Source organism: Caballeronia sp., assembly GCF_049581465.1.
Lineage (GTDB): Bacteria > Pseudomonadota > Gammaproteobacteria > Burkholderiales > Burkholderiaceae > Caballeronia.
Genome location: NZ_JBAUSA010001324.1, coordinates 1 through 1,713, shown reverse-complemented (window position 1 = coordinate 1,713; position 1,713 = coordinate 1). Strand labels below are relative to the sequence as shown.

The following is a 1,713-nucleotide window of genomic DNA, read 5'->3' as shown; positions in this document are numbered from 1 at the left end:
CAATGGAAGCTTCCGGCCGCGCCATGCCCGAACCCGCAATGTTCGACGCGCAGCGGCGCGCCGCGCGCAAGCTTGGGCCATCGGATGCGCCGGTTTCGGCCGACGAGGCGACAGATGAAGTCGGCATCGCGACAGCGTCGACGGGAATCGATGGCGGCGAGAACACGCTGATCGTCGAAGCGGGGACGGGTACAGGCAAGACCTTTGCCTACCTGGTGCCGGCCATGCTGTGGGGTGGCAAGGTGATCGTCTCGACCGGCACCAAGCACCTGCAGGACCAATTGTTCCAGCGCGATATTCCGACCGTGCGCGACGCGCTCGCCGTGCCGGTATCGGTCGCCATGCTGAAGGGGCGCGCGAATTACCTGTGCCATTACTACCTCCAGCGCACCGCCGATAACGGCCGCCTGCCGACCCGCCAGGACACCTCTCACCTGCAGGAAATCATTCGTTTCGCCAAGCTCACGCGCACCGGCGACAAAGCCGAGCTCGCGAGCGTTCCGGAGAATTCGCCGGTCTGGCCGATGGTTACATCGACACGGGACAACTGTCTCGGCCAGGAATGTCCGCAGTACAAGGAATGCTTCGTGATGCAGGCGAGGCGCGAGGCGCAGCAGGCGGATATCGTGGTGGTGAACCATCACCTGTTTTTCGCCGATGTCATGCTCCGCGACACGGGCATGGCCGAATTGCTGCCGACTGCCAACACCATCATCTTCGACGAAGCGCACCAGCTTCCCGAGACCGCAACGCTTTTCTTCGGCGAGACGGTGTCGACCACGCAGTTCCTCGAACTGGCCAAAGATGCCGTGGCGGAAGGCTTGAGCCACGCGCGCGATTTCTCCGACTGGACGAAGCTGAGTGCCGCGCTCGAACGCGCCGCCCGCGACGTGCGCCTGGCATTCCGCGAGGATTCCGTGCGTATGTCGCTTGGCCAGCTTGCCGACGACCATCCCTTGTTCGAGGCCCTCGATACGCTGGAAGCGCATCTCGATGCGCTGACCGCGGCGCTGGGTGCGCATGCCGAACGTGCAGAGTCGCTAGGCGTGCTGTTACGCCGGGCGCGCGAGTTGCAGGGTTTGCTGGGCGGATGGACCGCGCCGCCAACTTCGGTTGACAAGGCCGTGGCCGAAGATAACGCCGCGGCGGCTACCAAAGGCGATCCCAACGAGATGGTGCGCTGGATCGAGGTGTTCTCGCACACGGTCCAGTTGCACGAGACGCCGCTATCCGTCGCGCCGATATTTTCGAAGCAGCGCGCTGGCGTGCCGCGCGCGTGGATTTTCACGTCGGCGACCTTGTCGGTGCGTGGCGATTTCACGCACTACGCGGCGCAAATGGGCTTGAACGCGCGCCGTTCGATGACGTTGCCCAGTCCCTTTGATTACCCCACGCAGGGCTTGTTATACGTGCCGCGGAATTTGCCGCAGCCGTCGTCGCCGAACTTCACCGACGCGGTCTTCGACGCCGCGTTGCCGGCCATCGAGGCATCGGGCGGCGGTGCGTTCTTTCTCTGCACGACACTGCGCGCGGTGGATCGCATCGCAACGCGTCTTCGCGATGAGATCGAGCGGCGCGGCTGGGACTATCCGCTGCTGGTTCAAGGTGACGCGAGCCGCACCGAACTGCTTGATCGCTTCCGTTCCTACGGCAACGCGATCCTCGTCGGCAGCCAGAGCTTCTGGGAAGGTGTGGACGTACGCGGCGACGCGC

The 1,713-nt window shown here is 64.4% G+C and carries 1 protein-coding gene; it reads left to right on the top strand.

What is annotated here, in order from left to right; translation table 11 throughout:
* The coding region (locus tag WCA53_RS32035) for an ATP-dependent DNA helicase (protein WP_423921234.1) at nucleotides 1-1,713 on the top strand (1,713 nt) is incomplete at both ends.